The 15,617-nt window shown below is 65.9% G+C and carries 18 protein-coding genes and 1 tRNA gene; 14 read left to right on the forward strand and 5 right to left on the reverse strand.

From position 1 onward, the window contains the following. Positions 1-8: 8 nt before the first annotated feature. A tRNA-Met gene (locus K32_RS07845) sits at positions 9-85 on the forward strand. A 211-nt stretch (positions 86-296) separates the two neighbouring features. Beyond that, complete coding sequence (locus K32_RS07850; protein ID WP_201403482.1) at positions 297-665, forward strand: hypothetical protein; 369 nt, start codon at positions 297-299, stop codon at positions 663-665. A gap of 18 nt (positions 666-683) precedes the next feature. Here the strand turns inward: K32_RS07850 and K32_RS07855 are convergent, their stop codons facing one another. Together K32_RS07855 and K32_RS07860 are read right to left on the reverse strand one after the other, a co-directional pair. After that, entirely contained in the window at positions 684-1,769 is a 1,086-nt protein-coding gene (locus tag K32_RS07855; RefSeq protein ID WP_201403483.1) for a hypothetical protein, read from the reverse strand. 82 nt (positions 1,770-1,851) lie between these two features. Beyond that, positions 1,852-2,352, reverse strand: coding sequence for a MarR family transcriptional regulator (locus tag K32_RS07860; RefSeq protein ID WP_244669897.1), 501 nt, complete (start codon positions 2,350-2,352; stop codon positions 1,852-1,854). Between the two features lie 616 nt (positions 2,353-2,968). Between K32_RS07860 and K32_RS07865 the strand changes: the two genes are divergently transcribed. The 7 genes from K32_RS07865 to K32_RS07895 all read left to right on the forward strand — a co-directional run bounded on the left by K32_RS07865 (position 2,969) and on the right by K32_RS07895 (position 7,748). Next, a complete protein-coding gene (locus K32_RS07865) occupies positions 2,969-3,442 on the forward strand; it encodes a DoxX family protein (RefSeq protein WP_244669898.1) in 474 nt (157 codons plus the stop codon). Continuing rightward, complete coding sequence (locus tag K32_RS07870) at positions 3,439-3,804, forward strand: hypothetical protein (RefSeq protein ID WP_201403484.1); 366 nt, start codon at positions 3,439-3,441, stop codon at positions 3,802-3,804. Before K32_RS07865 ends, K32_RS07870 begins: the two co-directional genes overlap by 4 nt. A 57-nt stretch (positions 3,805-3,861) precedes the next feature. After that, positions 3,862-4,239, forward strand: coding sequence for a hypothetical protein (locus K32_RS07875; protein WP_201403485.1), 378 nt, complete (start codon positions 3,862-3,864; stop codon positions 4,237-4,239). A gap of 202 nt (positions 4,240-4,441) precedes the next feature. Continuing rightward, positions 4,442-5,116 (forward strand): response regulator transcription factor, encoded by a 675-nt coding sequence (locus K32_RS07880; protein WP_201403486.1) that lies wholly within the window; start codon positions 4,442-4,444, stop codon positions 5,114-5,116. Further along, complete coding sequence (locus K32_RS07885) at positions 5,113-6,480, forward strand: HAMP domain-containing sensor histidine kinase (protein WP_201403487.1); 1,368 nt, start codon at positions 5,113-5,115, stop codon at positions 6,478-6,480. Before K32_RS07880 ends, K32_RS07885 begins: the two co-directional genes overlap by 4 nt. Positions 6,481-6,605: 125 nt before the next feature. Then, positions 6,606-7,232 (forward strand): stage II sporulation protein M, encoded by a 627-nt coding sequence (locus K32_RS07890; RefSeq protein WP_201403488.1) that lies wholly within the window; start codon positions 6,606-6,608, stop codon positions 7,230-7,232. Between the two features lie 132 nt (positions 7,233-7,364). Continuing rightward, positions 7,365-7,748 (forward strand): hypothetical protein, encoded by a 384-nt coding sequence (locus tag K32_RS07895; protein WP_201403489.1) that lies wholly within the window; start codon positions 7,365-7,367, stop codon positions 7,746-7,748. A gap of 128 nt (positions 7,749-7,876) precedes the next feature. On the opposite strand, the gene K32_RS07900 is transcribed toward K32_RS07895, so the two are convergent. After that, on the reverse strand, positions 7,877-9,832 hold the full coding sequence (locus K32_RS07900; protein ID WP_210342766.1) for an autotransporter domain-containing protein: 1,956 nt from the start codon (positions 9,830-9,832) through the stop codon (positions 7,877-7,879). 386 nt (positions 9,833-10,218) lie between these two features. Between K32_RS07900 and K32_RS07905 the strand changes: the two genes are divergently transcribed. Next, entirely contained in the window at positions 10,219-10,953 is a 735-nt protein-coding gene (locus tag K32_RS07905; protein WP_244669899.1) for a FadR/GntR family transcriptional regulator, read from the forward strand. A gap of 36 nt (positions 10,954-10,989) precedes the next feature. After that, positions 10,990-11,790, forward strand: a complete 801-nt coding sequence (locus K32_RS07910) for an inositol monophosphatase family protein (RefSeq protein ID WP_201403491.1) — start codon at positions 10,990-10,992, stop codon at positions 11,788-11,790. Positions 11,791-11,795: 5 nt separating this feature from the next. Here the strand turns inward: K32_RS07910 and K32_RS07915 are convergent, their stop codons facing one another. Both K32_RS07915 and K32_RS07920 read right to left on the reverse strand, forming a co-directional pair. Then, positions 11,796-12,413, reverse strand: coding sequence for an alpha/beta fold hydrolase (locus K32_RS07915; protein ID WP_201403492.1), 618 nt, complete (start codon positions 12,411-12,413; stop codon positions 11,796-11,798). Between the two features lie 101 nt (positions 12,414-12,514). After that, entirely contained in the window at positions 12,515-13,402 is an 888-nt protein-coding gene (locus tag K32_RS07920) for a LysR family transcriptional regulator (protein ID WP_201403493.1), read from the reverse strand. 165 nt (positions 13,403-13,567) lie between these two features. Between K32_RS07920 and K32_RS07925 the strand changes: the two genes are divergently transcribed. The 3 genes from K32_RS07925 (at position 13,568) to K32_RS07935 (ending at position 15,616) form a co-directional block, all read left to right on the forward strand. Then, positions 13,568-14,794: an MFS transporter gene (locus K32_RS07925; RefSeq protein ID WP_201403494.1), complete on the forward strand. Its 1,227-nt coding sequence runs from the start codon at positions 13,568-13,570 to the stop codon at positions 14,792-14,794. Between the two features lie 177 nt (positions 14,795-14,971). Beyond that, positions 14,972-15,415, forward strand: coding sequence for a hypothetical protein (locus K32_RS07930; RefSeq protein ID WP_201403495.1), 444 nt, complete (start codon positions 14,972-14,974; stop codon positions 15,413-15,415). Between the two features lie 51 nt (positions 15,416-15,466). After that, a complete protein-coding gene (locus K32_RS07935) occupies positions 15,467-15,616 on the forward strand; it encodes a DUF5989 family protein (RefSeq protein ID WP_201403496.1) in 150 nt (49 codons plus the stop codon). Position 15,617: the final 1 nt, after the last annotated feature.

Genomic DNA, 15,617 nt, shown 5'->3' on the forward strand with positions numbered 1-15,617 from the left:
GCGCGTGACGCGGGGTGGAGCAGCCCGGTAGCTCGTCAGGCTCATAACCTGAAGGTCATCAGTTCAAATCTGGTCCCCGCAACCAGCACTACAAAGAACCCGCCTCTCGGCGGGTTCTTTCGTTTTGGCCGCATCATCTCGCGGCGCGGTCGCAGCGTCCGCTTTTGCCGTTGGTCCGGTTGGCGCGATATCGCCTGACAAATCGACGCGCGATCGTGTAGGCTCGGTTGCAACGTGGCTTTGTGCGCAAGCCATTCGTGAGCTTGCGATCGCAACAGGCAAGTTGGAGCACGGAAATGCGCAATCCTGTCCGGATGTGGATTTGGTCCAAGCTCGCATGGCCGGCCTTGGAGCATACAGGGCCTGTCGCGACCGTTCTTGCGCTGGGGATCCTTTCCTGCGCTCTGCCGGCGCGGGCCGCGCCGGTATCGTTCGCGGATTTCCCTGTCGTCATCTTCTGCGAATTCAGCGGGTCGACGAGCGCCTACTATTTTTCGCGGCTGTCGGATGGCAAGGCGATCTATCTGACGCCCGACAGGCAAGCCGGCGTCATCACGATCGACGGCGAGGCGCAACGCATCGGCGGTGAACGGGCCGGAACCTGCCTGGACAAGACGCTCAAGGAACTGCGGGCCTCCGGACAGGCGTTCGATCTGCGGAAGTGAAACGGCGGCCTTCCCGCGCTAGTCGCCCGGACAGACCAGCGTCACCTTGACCGTTTCCTTGCCGGTCGCCGACAGGCCGCCCTGGGCCAGGATCTTGCCGAAGGCCATTTCCTTGACGTCGCGGGAGAGATTCGTCTCTGTCCGTACCTCCTGATCGGCAAAGTAGGCCCCCTTGCCGACCTCCTGCTGCGGTCGCATCGACATGCCGTGGCCGCCCCGGCACGTGATCTTCACGTCGCCCGGCGCGCTGGTGGACTTGCCGTCCAGATCCATGGTCAGGCCATCCGTCTGCAGGGTCATGTCGATATTGGTGTTGGTCTGCCCCGACGAAGTGCAGGTCATGCCGGCGAGCCGCACCTTGTCGATCCGGACGACCTGCACCCCCTTGCCGTTCAGCGACCATTCGTCCGAGCCGGGGGAGCTCTTGCCCTTCAGCCGGATCGGGCCCGTATCGTAGGAATAGGTGACGTCGAATTGCGGCGCCTGGATCCGTGGCTTCATATGCGCCTCGACGGTCATCTCGCCGTCGTCGAGCACTTTCTTGAGCAGCTTTCGCAGGGCGGCGGCCTGCTCGGTGTAACGGATGACCTCTTCAGCGGCCATCTGGCTCGGCAGTCGCTTCCAGTATTCACTCGCGCCCGCCGCCTGGCATTCGGCCCGGTGCGCCGCCTCATGCGCGAGATTGATGTCGGCGAGCTCCTTGCACTGCGAGCCCGATTTCAGGGCGTCGAGGTCCCGCGCCGACTGCTCGCAGGTTCCGAAAGGCATGTTGATGCTGGCGGGTCCCGAGTATCCCTTGACCTTCGGGTGGGGGAGGGTGAAGCGGCTCAGGATCGTGCTCCGCTCCCGGATCGAGCGATCGTAGATGTTGACGTCGGAATCGGGGTGAGTCGGCCGCTTCTTGGCCTCGATCAGCGGCGCCTCGACGGCATCGAGCTTTCGCTGGATTTCCTGCTGCAGCCGGATCAGGGCCTCGGCGTTGCGGAGTTCCTGCTGGATGCTCTCGAGATGGCGACAGGAGCAGGCGGCCCCGTCGGCGAAGGCCGCGGATGTCGGGATAACGACGACGAGAACGGATGCGATGGCAGCGAAACGCTTCAGCATGACCTCTCCCTGGGTGCTGGAAGAGCTCATGCCTATGGACGAAGGCCGGAGGGATCAAAGCGGATTGGCTGCAATTTGACGCCTATTCTCCCACGCTCGCCCGCGCCGGGTCGTAGACGTAGCCATGCCTGCGGGCGATTTCCTTGCGCGCCTGCAGGAAGATGCGGCCGATCTCGAACAGACGCTGGGTCGGCATCAGCAGCAGGCGCCGACGATCCTTGGGGTCGGGGCTGCGCACCAGCGTGCCTGACGCCACCATGTCGTCGATGTGCCGGGTGATCGTGACGTCGCTGGTGAACGCCTCGAAATAGGTCGCCACCTGCTTCACCGTCAAAATCTCGCCCTGCAGCCATTTGTGGCCGATCAGGGTGAAGATCATGTCGGCCTCGAAGATGCTCCGCCACGGATGCTTGAGAAAGCCCTGTTTGATCATCTGCCGGCGGAACTCGGCCCGGTATTCGAGCCAGGACACATCCGACGCCAGCAGCGCGCGCTGTTCCGGATCGAGAGCGACCTCCGCATGGTCCTCGATCTGCAGCACGTCGTCGAACACCTCTCTGGGCGTGATCTCGGTCTTGTTCATGAAATGGAGTTCCGATCGTCAGGAGAATGGCCAATCTATGTTGCGGCCAGACAGATCTTGCAACGTCCAGCTGTGAACGCGGTCACACCTCATCCTTCGGATGACGCAGCTGCCGTTCGGAACGGGCGTCGGGAAATAGCAGAAGAATTGTAGCTAATTGCCTCTTCGGTCCTGCGAAGGGGTTCGCTAATGCTCGGCGAGGTCGTTGCTGCGAACCGAGCTTGCCGAGACGGGCAGGGGCGAGGGCGGCCTGCACGGCATCCGCACCCGGCCTGACGGCGGGGGCGGGGCGCCAGACACACAATCGATCCCTTTCACCCTTCGGGCGCGTCAGCGCCCGTCGCCGGCGGAGCCTTGTCTTCGGCCGGCCAAAGCGGAGCAGGCACTTGCAGGACAGAGTTTTGGATCTTTTTTGGCCGGTCGCCGTGACCCGGCGGCGCGGGCGGCGGTGGCGGGGGCGCGCGCTGCAATCCTTCGACCGGCGGCGTCTTCATGTCCGGTCGATCCGCCAGGCCGGGCTCGGCGTCAACCTCGGCCTCTGAGGCCTGCGGAACGCGCGAGGGATGCCCGCGTGCCGGCCCCTGCAATCCAACCAACAACAACGGACAAGAGAACGATGAGCCTTGAAATAGTGAAGGATATCCGCCCCGAGAGCGAGGTCGCGCCGTCGCCGCGCCTGTCGAGCCAGCTTGCCTCTGTGCTGCGCATGGCCTGGGTCGGCTATGTCGTCCGGGGCATTTTCACCTTCATGTTCTGGTCGAGCGGGTTGGCGAAGCTGCTCGACGTCGATGCCGGTCTCGCCGAGATGCGGCATTTCGGGCTGGAGCCGGCCGTCCTGTTCTACGCCGCGACCGTGGCCATCCTGCTCGGCGGGTCGTTCCTGGTCATCCTCGACCGCTGGACATGGCTCGGCGCCGGCATTCTGGCCGTCTTCACCGTTCTGACGATCCCGATCGCGCATGGCTTCTGGGCGATGGAAGAGCCGCTGCGGACGCTGGAGTTCCATGTCGTGATGGAACACATCACCGTGGTCGGTGGCCTGCTGGTCGTCATCTACGCCTCCGCCACCCGGAAGGCGGCGGCATCATGAAGACGATAGGGATCCTGACGGCCGGGCTGTGCCTGCTCGCGGCAGGCTGCACCAGCGATGCGCGGATGGGGGCTCTGAAGGCCGACATGGCCGGGCGCCAGGCGGCCGCCGAAGTGGCGGCCAGCCGTCCCGGCGCGACGGCGGAGGATCGCGAGCGCGCGCGGGGCTATGCCTCCGCGCAATCGTGCATCGACCAGATTCAGGCGCATGGGAAGGCCGCGCAGGCGACGCATATGGCGACGACCGGCGCGCTAGCCGCCGTCAGCTTTGCAGGACCGGGCGGTGCGCTGGCCGCCCGCGCGCTGGCGCCGGTCGGCGCCGCGGCGTCCCGCCAGGCGCCATTCAGCGTCGCCTGCTACTAGGCCGGGCGAGACCCGGCCGTGTCTTCCAGCACTGAGGTCGCTATCTTGAGCAAGCACTTGAACGGCCGCGTCTTTCAGGGAGCGTTCCTTCTCCCTGCGATCCTCGGCATGGCCGCATGCCAGAGCGCGCCATCCAACTTCCAGGGTTCGAATTTCTCGAATGAAACGAGGGCCCTCGAAAAGCAGCTGAACGCCGAGTCGATGGCCTTCGGCGCCGCTCAGGGCGCGACCAGCCTCGCGGCTTCGGCGGATCCGACGGGCCTTTCCAGTTTCGTCAAGGCGCCGGTCGCGCTGGCCGCGCGCAACGCGATGGCGAAGAGCGCCGACGCGCGCATGGATGCCCAACTGGCGCGCGACGAGCAGGAGCTCTACCGCCGCTACGGGATGAACCCCGACGGCACGCCTTCCGGCAAGAAGCCGGCGGGCCGCAATTGAGAGGCGCTTCCAACCCGCGACGCGCGGGCGGGTCCCCGCAGAGAACTTGCGAAAGCCCCGGCCTTGCTGCCGGGGTTTTTCGTTTTGCGATTGCCTCCGTTCGCGCGTCCAACGCGATTCCCCGGAATTTCGCGGCCGGCGCGCCGCAATGTTGCTGCAACCGTCAGCCTTTAGGTCGGGTGAAAACCTGGAGATCGAAAGAATGCGGCTTCTTCTCGTCGAGGACGAACGGCAGATGGCGGAAGCGCTGACTGCAGCGCTGATGCGCTACGATATCGTCGTCGACCACGCGCCGACGCTGGAGTACGCCGAAGATGCCGTGATGGACGACCTGCACGACGTCATCGTGCTGGATCGCCATCTGCCGGACGGCGACGGCCTCGCCTTGCTGCCGCATCTCCGGTCGATCCAGTCGACCGTGCCCGTCATCGTCCTGACCGCGCTCGGCGCGCTCGACGAGCGCATCCATGGTCTCGACATGGGCGCGGACGACTATCTCGCCAAGCCCTTCGCCGTCGAGGAATTGCTGGCGCGCATCCGCGCCCTGCTCAGGCGGCCGTCCGCGCTCGTGCCGATGACCGCGAGGATCGGCCGGCTCGAATTCGACCTCGGCAACAGCCAGGCCAGGATCGAGGGTGCCCCCCTCGATCTGACGCGCCGGGAGATGCTCGTGCTGGAAGCGCTCGTGCGGCGGCAGGGGCGCACGGTTCTGCGATCGGAGCTCGAAGACGCGGTCTACAATTTCGACGAGGAAATCCAGTCCAACGCGCTCGATTCGCATGTGTCCCGTCTGCGCCGGAAGCTCGCCGACGCCAATTCCGGCGTGGAGATTCACGGAATTCGCGGCGTAGGCTACCTGCTGAGGACGGCCACGTGAAGCTGTGGTCGCGCCATTCGCTCCGGGGACGCCTGATCCGCCAGCTGCTGGCGCTCCAGGCCGGCATCATCCTCATCATCGCCCTCGGGCTCACCCTGCTGATCGTCTACGGGGACCTTGGCGGCATGGTGGCCGACCCGAAAACGGTCGAGGTCGCGTCGCGCGCCGCGGCGCGCGACAAGGATGGCCGTCTGGTCGTGCGGGAGACGGACGAGCTGAAGGCCATGACCGAGAAGGCTCCGGCCTACTGGTTCCTTCTGCGCAGCCCGACCGGGGAGGTACTGGAGTACGGTCCGGTGCCGGACTTCTACCGCCTGCTCAACGACAATATCGACCGCCTCGACTTCATCGACATCGATATCCGGGACAAGCTCTCGCCGTATGCCCTGTCCGGACTGGGGCACACGACCGATGGCCCGGCCGGCCCGCTCTATGTGCTGTCCGGCGGCGTGCCGCTGATGAAGGTCGGCTTTGTCCTGCTGATCCTCTCCAGCATGCTGCTGTCCGTGGTCCTCGTCCTGGTGACGCTGATCGTTCTGTTCGCCATTCCCTGGATCGTCGGGCGCGCCTTCCGGCAGCTGCAGACTGTAGCGGGGGAGGCGGAGCGCATTGACATCGACCGTCGCGGTGGCCGTCTGGCGCAGGCCGGCGTTCCCACGGAAGTGCTGCCGCTGGTGCAGGCCATCAACGCCGCGCTCCAGCGCCTCGATCACGGCTACGAGCAGCATCGGCGGTTCATCCTCGACGCCGCGCATGAGCTGCGCACGCCGATCTCGATCCTGCACACCCGCATCGAGACCATGCCTTCCGGCGCGATGCAGACGCGGCTCTTGGCCGATGTCGGCCGCATCGCGGCGCTGGCGGAGCAGCTGCTCGACCTGCAGCGGCTCGATCGCAAGAACGAGACCTTCACCCGGGTCGACCTCGTGACGCTCTGCGAGCGCGTCGCGGCGGACCTCGCGCCGCTCGCCATCGCCTCGGGCTATCATCTTGCGCTCGACACCGACGAGCGGCCGGTCTTCGTGACGGGATCCCCAGGAGCGCTGGAACGCGCCATCGTCAATCTCGTCCAGAACGCCATCGAGCATGGCGGCCAGAGCGGCGGCATCACCATTCGCGTGGCCCGGAGCGGATTCGTCGAGGTGTCGGATGACGGCCCCGGTATTCCGCTGGAGGAACAGGAGCGGATCTTCGAGCCGTTCTATCGCCTGCATCCGCGCGAGCGGGGCGCGGGTCTCGGCCTCAACCTCGTCCGCGAGGTGATGCGGCACCATGGCGGCTATGTCACCGTCCTCGACAATCCCCACGGAGGCGCCTGCTTCCGTCTGAGCCTGCCGACGGACAGCTCCGGATCCCGTGGATAGCCATACAATATTTCGAGGGGAAATGGTCTAGATTGCCGCGTTCATGACAGTCTGCAATGTAGAGGCAATCTATCAGCGGTATTGGTGACAAGTCATCAATATACACCGCTGGAAGGAAGCATGCGTTGATTGCCCACATCTGTAACGCTCTTTCGATCATCAAGGAGCACAGGCGGGCGTTCATCGTCCTCAATATTGCGTTCTATGGTCTGTTCGCGATCTCGATGACCGTTACGCTGTTCGTCCCGGAGCTGCATGAAACCGCCAAGCTGGCGATGTTCGAGGTGCTTTCGCAGCCCGGCTACATGAAGGCGGGGGCGGATGCCTATGCCGGCGGCCACCTGTTGCTGGCCATCGGCCTCACCTTCGTCACCAATCTCGGCGTCTCGGTGGTCCTGACGACACTGCCTTCGTTCGTCGTTCCGTTCTCCGGCATCCTGGCGACACTGCACCGGGGCGCGCTGTGGGGCGTCCTTTTCGCGCCGATCGGTCCCTTTCGCGGCACGCTGATCCCGCATTCGCTCACCCTCCTGCTCGAAGGGCAGGCCTATGTGCTCGCGGCGTTCGCGGCCTATGTGCAGGGCCAGCTGATCCTCCGGCCCCGCCACTATGGCATCGGATCCCGCTGGGAAGGCTACAGGGCCGGCGCCGTCACCGTTGCCCGGATCTATGTCCTCATCGTCCTCGTCCTCATCGTCGCGGCCGTCTACGAGGGCTACGACGTGATCTATCTCGCTCCCTACTTTCGCTAGATCGGCCGGCTGACGGCGTCGCGACAATCCTCAAATCTTCCGGAAATCCAAATCTCCGCCCCCGTGCGGCAGGGCGCGCGCCCTGTCGCTCCCAATCCCAATCCCAATCCAAGCCCCCAACAGGACTTCCCCATGCAGAAGAAAACCCTGCTTCTCCTCGCCGTCGCCACCGCCGTGCTGGTGTCGGGCTGCCAGTCCAGCCAGCAGTCGATGGACAGTGCCTACGTGACCTGCGCCAACAGCGGCATCCGCCCCGGCAGCTGGGAACATGAGCGCTGCACCCGCAACGTCTACGAGGAAAACCGTCGCAAGGCCGACCAGGCGGCGGCGGCCGTTGCCGTCGGCGTCGCGGCGGGCGCGGTCGGCGCCTATGCCATCTCGCAGGCCGAGAAGGATCGGAAAGACCGTCGCGATCGCCGCGACTGGCGTCCGCCGGTCCGCGACCGGAACAGCCCCTCGATGCCGCCGCGCGATCGCGACAACTGGCAGAGGCCGGGCGGCGTCATCGCCTATTGAGGACAGCGTCCTTCCGCGATCGACCTGAAACGACAAAGCCCCGGATCGCGAGATCCGGGGCTCTTTTTATCGAGGGTCGTTCCGCCGCCGCTACCGGCCGAAACCGGTAGGGAAGGCGGGCCAGGAGATCAGAGCTTCACGTCGAAGTTGATCTTGAAGGCGTGCGCCGTGACCTCGTCGGCGAACTGGCCGGAGTAGGAGGCGCCGAGCGTCGCGCTGGGGCTCAGCGAGACGCCGAAGCCGGCTTCCAGTGCCAGCGCGTCCTTGGCGATCGGCACGCCCGAGATGTCGAACGAGGCGCCGGTTCCGAGCGCGAAGCTGGAGACGGGCGTGACGTCCTCATAGGCGTGCTGCCAGCCCAGCATGCCGTGCAGCGAGGTCTTGGTGCCGCCGAGGTCGAACTGGGTCGAAGCGCGGGCGCCGAGGGTCGAGAAGGTGTTCGACGTCGTCGAGTCGTCGGTCGACAGCGCCGCATTCGTGCCGCCCGTCTCGCCGAAGCCGTCGCTGTTCAGGTGGACATAGGCGAGGTTGACGAAGGGCTCGACGGCGCTCTTGCCCATGTCGAGACGATAGGCCAGCTCGCCGAAGACCTGCGCCGTCGCGGCGTTGTAGTCGGCCGAGAGGGTTTCGGCGAAGGCCGGGAAGACGACGTTGCGGCGGGTGTCGATCTGGTGCCAGCCATACATCGCGCCCGAGCGGAAGCCGAGCGCGCCCCACTGGGTGCCGGCATAGACGCCGATGTCGTAATTGTCGCTGTGGCCCGACGAGGCGCGGTCGTCGACCTTGTAGGTCGAACGGCTGTAGCCGCCGAGCAGGCCGAGCCGCCAGGTATCGACCGGCACGTCGACGCCCGCGACGAAGCCGGTGGCGTTGCGGTCGAAATCGGCCGCGTAGCCCGAACCCTTGGCGTCAGCCATCATGGTGATGCCTTCGCCCCAGATGACGACGCCGTCCGTGGCGGCGGGCGCCGCATGCAGGCCGTTGGCGTCGATCGTCGCGGTCAAGCCGGTAGGGGCCGCGACCGAGCCGAACGCGGCGCGAAGCCGGCGGTTCGCGGCGTCGCGGACGAAGCGGCTGTCTTCGATCAGGCCGCCCTTGATGTCGGCATGGATCTCGCCGGACAGCACGTTGCCGTAGGGACGCAGATACTTGTAGAAGCCGACGCCTTCCTCGCCATTGCCGGGAGCGCTTTCCTCGCGGTTGAGGACGTTCATCGACCAGCCGTCCTTCGTCCACTTGAAGGAAAGGCCTTCGATTTCCTGCTCTGCGCCGAGCTTCAGCGTGCCGAGGATCTCGACTTCACCGGTCTTGAGATTGGCGCGGCTCAGCGTCTTCTCGGCATCGTCGCTCGAGAAGTACATCCAGCCGTCGAGGATCTTGCCACCCTGCGCCTGGTCGATCGTCTGCTTCAGCGGGATGTATTCCTTGAAGCTGAAGTCGGACAGGTTGTAGACGGCGATCTGCGTGGCGTTGTCGTAGGCCATGCCATAGGCGAGGCCGGCCTTGGCATCAACCGCCACCCAGCTGGCGACGTCGCGGATGCCGTCCGGCGGATTGAGCCTGTAGGCCTTGCCGGTATATTCCAGCGTCTTCGCGTCGTAGATGGCGAAGACGGGGTTGGTGTACTTCTGCCCGGTCGACGGATCCCGCTTGCTGGAATCCAGCGAGATGTAGAGCAGCCCGTCGGCGTAGTCGATGTCGCCGATATGGTTGAGGCCGATGCTCGAGAACTCGGACGGGATCTCCAGCTGCGGCGCGATCGCGTTGGGGTCGATCTTGACGGTGCCGAAGTTGCCGTCGGCGATCTCGAGCGAGTGGGTTCCCGAGAAATACCAGTAGGTGCCGTCCGAGGTGACGCCCTGGCCGCGCGACGGGTCGGCGCCGAGGAAGAAGTTGCGCTCGACCATAACCCAGGGCTCGACGGCGAGCGCCGGCAGCGACGTCGCGACCAGCGCGCCGGACCAGAGCAGGCTGGACAATACGGTCTTCGGAAGGCGGGCGGCGACCGTGCTCTTCAGCGCGGCGAGGCGGCGCTTGTGCGGAGCCGGCTGGCGGGAGGCTTCGCCGGCCGTGTCGATCATCATGGATGGCATTCTGTCGAATTCCTGTTGGCATGCATCGTCGATTTTCTCAGCCCGCGCGCCGTCGATCCATGACGACGGAGGCCCCCGGCGATGGTGATGTTCAGATCTGGTTCTTGGTGGTGCTGTATTTCTTGCAAAATCAGCAAATATGAGCGCATGCGGAATTCATGGTTGAATGCATTCCGACGCGATCACAGCAAATGTCTTCGCAATTATTGCGCATGATAGACTTATGATTTTGGTTTAACTTAAGATATTTATGCGGCTATGTGATTTTGACTCTGGTGACGTGTTTCGCGATGTGCTTATTAGGTTGGGTGCGTGACAGTCATGTGAATAGTGTGAATGATATGAAGAATGCGGCGGCCCTCGCGAGGGCATCCCGGATGAGGCCTCATCAGGAGGGCTCATCCCGCTCCGGCCTGCATGCGCGGCTGCTCAACGAAATCGGCCTGAGCATCGTGCGGGGTGATCTCGTGCCCGGCGACCAGCTGCCGAACGGGGACGACTGGAGCGCCGCCGTCGGCGCCAGCCGCACCGGCCTGCGCGAGGTCGTCAAGGTGCTGGCCGGCAAGGGCATGGTCGAAATGCGGCCGCGGACGGGAACGCGGGTCCGGCCGCGCAAGGACTGGAACTTTCTTGATCCCGACGTGCTGCTCTGGCGCTTCGGCGCGCGGACGACGGTCGAGGACGCGCGCTCGCTGTTCGAGCTGCGCCGGGCGATCGAGCCGATGGCCGGCGCCCTGGCGGCGGAACGCGCGACGCCAGGGCAGATCGCCGAGTTGCGCGACATTCTCGCCGAGATGGAGGCGGCCGGCGCCGACAGCGAGCGCTTCGCCGTGCCGGATCTCGCCTTCCACCAGGCGATCCTGCACATGTCGGGCAACGAACTGATCGGCTCGCTGTCCGCCCTGATCGAGACCGCGCTGGTGATCAGCTTCCGCCTGACCGACGACAATCCGGCCGGGCAGCTTCATTCGCTCGGGCTGCATCAGCAGATCGTCGAATTCATCGAGAAGCGCGACCCCGCCGCCACCAGCCGGGCCCTGATCGCCCTGCTCGACGGCGCGGAGGCGGATGTCCGCGTCTCGCTCGCGGCGCGGCAGGGACGTCAAGCCTAGGCAGTCTTTGCCTCCTCGCACACCTTGAGACCTCGAATGAACAGCCACGAGATCGCGCGACGTCACGCCTTCGCCGAGGAGATCGCGCGCGAGGCGGGCGCCATAGCGCGTCGCGCCTTCCGGTCCGGCGACAGCATTCGCGCCATGGAGAAGGGCGCGCATGACCTGCTCACGGAGACCGACCTCGACATCGACCGCTTCCTGATCGGCCGGCTGCGCGAGGTCTTTCCCGAGGATGGCATTTTGACGGAAGAGTCCGGCGGCGGCTCGGCTGGGAATCTCTGGGTCATCGACCCCATTGACGGCACAATGAACTTCGCGCGCCGGATCCCGCATTTCGCCGTCTCGATCGCCTTCCATGCGGAGGGGAAGACCGAAAGCGGCGTCGTCTACAACCCGATCCTCGACGAGATGTTCACGGCGCGGCGCGGCTTCGGGGCCTTCTGCAACGGGCAGAAGATGCGGGTCCGCCCGACCCGGGATGCGACCGACGCCGTCATCGATGCCGGCTATTCGTCGAAGCGTCCGCTGTCCGACTATATCGCGCTGGTCAGTCGGCTGCTGGAGGGCGGCTTCGCCTTCGTGCAGAACGGCTCGGCCGCGATCGGTCTGGCCCAGGTCGCCTGCGGCCGGATCGACGGCTACGCGGAGCTGTTCCTGCACAGCTGGGACGTGCTGGCCGGCCTGCTGCTGGTCGAGGAGGCTGGCGGCTGGACGAGCGATTTCACCGCCGGCGACGGCCTGCTGCGGGGCAATCCGGTTCTGGCCGGCACGCCGGCGATCCGGGAGGCGTTGCAGCGCATCCTGCCGCTGGACGACCTTCTTCGGACGGACTAGGCGAGCTATTCGCTCGCGGCCTGGGTCAACTTGCCGATGTGGGCCTGGACCAGCCGGGCGACGTCGTCGGCGTGGGTGATGGCGAGGTCGTGATCGGCGCCGGGCAGGACGTGCAACTCGGCATCGGGCAGCAGGCCGAGAAGCCGCTCGCCGATCGCGACCGGGCTGATCGGGTCGCTGTCGCCCCAGATCAGCAACGTCGGTGCGGAAACCTCGGCAAGCCGCGTCGTGAGATCCTCGGTCGGCCCCGCGATCCAGTCGGCGGCCTGCGGAAAGCTCGCTTGGTAGCTCGCGCGCCAGTCGCTGGCGCCGAGTTCCCGCATCGGCACGCCGGCCGAGGTCACCGCGAGCACGATGCCGCGGACCCGCTCCGGCGCCGCCAGCGCCACCTGCATGGCGACATAGCCGCCCATCGATTGCGCGACCAGCACCGAGGGTTCGGTCAGCGCATCGAGCACCCTGGCGACGAGGTCGTCGATGCTCCGGACATCCGGGTCATGCGGTTCGTTGCCGAGGCCCGGCCAGGCGAAGAACACGGCGGGTTCGTCGAGATCGAGCCGCTCGGCCACCGCGCTCCAGAAGCTCGCGCTGCCGCCGGCGCCGGGAAGAAAGAGGATGGTCATCGCATTTCCGCAGAACGAGAGGGCGGTCGGGATCGGCGCCGGGGCGATTTTGCCTATGGGGCAGGGGGGACGATGCCAGCGCGAGGCGTGCGGCTCAAGGCTCAAGGATCCAGCATGTCCTCGACTGCAAAATCCACGAACACCCGGAGCTTTGGCGACAGATTGCGGCTCGAAGGCCAGAGCACGTTCAGCAGCGTCGTATCCGGCAGGAAGTCGTCGAGGACCGAGACGAGGGTGCCGGCCCGCAATTGCCGGCGCACCGCGAGGTCCGGAATGCAGGCGAGGCCGAGCCCCTGTTCAGCTAGCGAAATCTGCGGCTCCAGCGTGTTCATCACGACGCTGTTCTGGATCGGGACGTCGACCAGCTCGCCGTCGCGACGCAGCGGCCAGCGGTCGAGCTTGCCGGTGGTGGCGTAGCGGTAGAGCAGGCCGGCGTGACCGGCGAGATCCTCCGGCTGTTTCGGAAAGCCCGTCTGCTCGAAATAGGCCGGCGAGCCGACCAGAACCTTGCGATAGCTGCCGATCCGCCGGACCATCAGGCGCGAATCCGCCGGTTCGCCCGTGCGGATGACGGCGTCGAAGCCTTCGTCGATCACGTCGACGAGCCGGTCGCTGAAATCGAGCTCCATCTCGATGCGCGGGAAATGGCGCTTGAAGGCGGCGAATTTCGGCATGAACAGGATGCCCATCGAGGGCATGCTGACCCGGAGCTTGCCCTGCGGTTCGGTCTGGGTCTGCGTCAGCTCCGTCTCGGCCGCCTCCATCTCGCACAGGATGCGCCGGCAGCGCTCGAGAAAGCACGAACCCTCGGCCGTCAGCGTGATGGTGCGCGTCGAACGGTGGAACAGGCGAACGCCGAGCCGCTCCTCCAGCCGGCCGACCGCCTTGCTGACGGCGGAAGGGGAGACGCCGAGCTTGCGCCCGGCTTCCGTGAAGCCACGGGCATCGGCGGCCTGAACGAAGGCGCTGAGCGCTCCGAGACTATCCATGCTGCTCTCCGATGGCCGACATTCTTGTCCGAAGTGTTGTGAATTGTAGCCTGTTTGTCGGGAGGAGGCGACCCTCTAGCTTTTCTCCGAACCGGGTCCGATCGCGCCCCGCGCCTCCCGGCGGCGCCGTCTCCGGCCCTTCAGGCTTTGAAAGAAGCAGACATCATGACCTCGACTTCTCCCCTCGACGCCCTGCTGGAGGGCCATGCCGCCGTCCGGCCCGAGCCCTTGCCGATCGCCGGATTGCTGGCGCTGGCCATGGCCGGTTTCATCACGCTCCTGACGGAAGTGCTGCCGGCCGGACTGCTGCCGCGCATGAGCGCCAGCCTCGCCGTCTCGGAAAGCATGGCCGGCCAGCTGATCACGGTCTATGCGCTGGGCTCGCTTCTGACCGCGATCCCGCTTGTCGCCGCGACGCAGGGGCTTCGCCGCCGGCGCCTGCTCCTGCTGGCGATCGGCGGTTTCGCCGTGACCAACACGGTGACGGCGATCTCGGACCACTACGTCCTGACGCTCGCCGCGCGCTTCTTCGCCGGCGTTTCCGGCGGCCTGGTCTGGGCGCTGCTCGCGAGTTACGCCGCGCGCATGGTGCCGTCGCACCTCGCGGGCCGGGCGATCGCCATCAGCGGCATCGGCGCACCGCTCGCCTTCTCGGTCGGCGTTCCCGCCGGAACGTTTCTCGGCGGCGTAGTCGGCTGGCGGCTCGCCTTCGGCATCATGAGCGCGCTGGCGGTCCTCCTGATCGGCCTCGTGCTCGCCAAGGTGCCGGATTTCCCGGGCCAGCCGGCCGGCAAGCGGCTGTCGCTGACCGGGGTGTTCCGGATACCGGGCATCCGCTCGATCCTGTTCGTCATCTTCGCCTTCGTGCTCGCGCACAACATCCTCTACACCTACATCGCGCCTTTCCTCGCGCCGCTTGGCCTGCTCGACCGCGTCGACGGCATCCTGCTCGTCTTCGGCATTGGCGGCCTGGTCGGCCTCTGGATCGCCGGCGTGCTGATCGATCGCTGGCTGCGCGAGATGGTGCTCGTCAGCATCGTCGTTTTCATCCTGGCCGTGCTGGCGCTCGCCATCTGGGGAGGCTCGCCGATCACGGTTTATGTCGCGGTGGCGGCGTGGGGCATCATCTTCGGCGGCGCGCCGGCGCTGTTCCAGACCGCCTCGGCCAAGACCGCCAAGGAAGCCGCCGATGTCGCGCAGGCGATGATCGTCACCGTCTGGAACCTTGCGATCTCCGCGGCCGGCATCGCCGGCGGCGTGCTGCTCGATACGCTCGGCGTGATTTCGTTTCCCTGGGCGATGATCGCAGCCCTGGCGCCGACCTTGCTGGTCGCCTGGTCGGCGAAGCGGCACGGCTTCCCCTCGGTCCGGCGAGCGGGCAGGGCAGGCTAGCGCGCCCGCCGATCCGGCTCTGATCCCGGCTCATGCCAAAGTGCCCCGGCCGCAAGGTTCGGGGCACTTTTGTCGGCGGACCTGCCGCCCGGCCGGCGCCGCAGCGTGGCCGGCGCGGATTTTCCCTACATCCATCGGCATATTGACCCAAAACGCCGCAAATTGTTGTCTTTTCCGATGAAACACGCACAGCACTCCATGGTCGAGCCGCTGGTCGAGCACATCCCGGAAGGGCCCTCGAACCGCAGTTTCGGCTACACCGTCGGCGGCATCCTGCTGGGCCTGATGGCGCTCAAGTGGCTGCTCTCAGGGGCCTTCACGCCATTCTCGATCGGGCTGGCGCTGATCGGCGCGGTGCTGGTCGCGCTGGCGTTCGTGGCGCCCGAGACGCTGACGGTTCCGAACCGGCTCTGGGGCAAGCTCGGCCTGCTGCTGTTCAAGATCGTCAATCCGATCGTGATGTGCCTGATCTACGCCACGACCTTCGTGCCGATCGGTCTCTTCCTCCGGTGGCGCGGCCACGATCCGCTCGCCGCCTCCTTCGACCGTTCCGCGTCAACCTACTGGATCACGCGTCCCACGGGCGACGCGGATCCGAATGCCATGCGCAATCAGTTCTGATGCCTGACAAGCGAGGCGGGTCTTCGGCCTCGTCGAACTGGGAGATCTGAAATGGAAATGCTGCGTGAGCTCTGGTCCTACATGGGCAGCCGCAAGAAATTCTGGCTCCTGCCGATCTTCGTCATGGTCGGGGTGTTCGGCACGCTGGTGGTGCTGACCCAGGGCACGGCGGTGGCGCCCTTCATCTATACCCTGTTCTGAT

It is taken from the genome of Kaistia sp. 32K, assembly GCF_016629525.1.
Classification (GTDB): domain Bacteria; phylum Pseudomonadota; class Alphaproteobacteria; order Rhizobiales; family Kaistiaceae; genus Kaistia.